The following is a 552-nucleotide window of genomic DNA, read 5'->3' as shown; positions in this document are numbered from 1 at the left end:
AACTTCGGTTGCCATAGGTCGACCAGGTCAACGTTTCGCAATCGTCTGGGCTTGCTGTTTGGTTTTGAGGGACCGAGTCAGAGCGACTCGGCTCTTTGAAAGAGAAAGTAGCTGAAGGGGTTACTCACCAACTGGGCCTATAGCTCAGCTGGCTAGAGCGCGCGCCTGATAAGCGCGAGGTCGGTGGTTCAAGTCCACCTAGGCCCACCAGTTTCCCAGCGGGGAAGACAGGTGATGCGATGACAGCCGGCAGGTGAAACACCACGACGCATTTCCGGGGCTGTAGCTCAGCTGGGAGAGCGCTAGCTTTGCAAGCTAGATGTCGTCGGTTCGATCCCGATCAGCTCCACAAGTTTCTGACAAGAGAAGTCGTCAGAGCGTTCTTTGACAAGTGCATACGAAGGGTAGAATTCAATTTCTGCTGAGAGAAGTTCGACTCACCAGCTGAAAGCGAGTCTGAGCCGAGAGGCTAGGCGCGTGGGAAGCGGGTGACTCAAGCAAATGCATTCTTCCGGGTCCGCAGCGAAGAGCTGGGGCCTGGACCTTGGTCTT

2 tRNA genes are annotated in these 552 nt (G+C 55.6%); both read left to right on the top strand.

Annotated elements, in window-relative coordinates:
* Positions 1–133 precede the first annotated feature (133 nt).
* A tRNA-Ile gene (locus Q664_RS49775) sits at positions 134–210 on the top strand.
* A 66-nt stretch (positions 211–276) separates the two neighbouring features.
* Positions 277–349, top strand: a tRNA-Ala gene (locus tag Q664_RS49770).
* The last annotated feature ends 203 nt before the right edge of the window (positions 350–552 follow it).

It is taken from the genome of Archangium violaceum Cb vi76 (genome assembly GCF_000733295.1).
GTDB classification, from domain to species: domain Bacteria; phylum Myxococcota; class Myxococcia; order Myxococcales; family Myxococcaceae; genus Archangium; species Archangium violaceum.
Note: the sequence above shows the minus strand (reverse complement) of the source record. Positions and strands in the feature narration are given on the sequence as shown.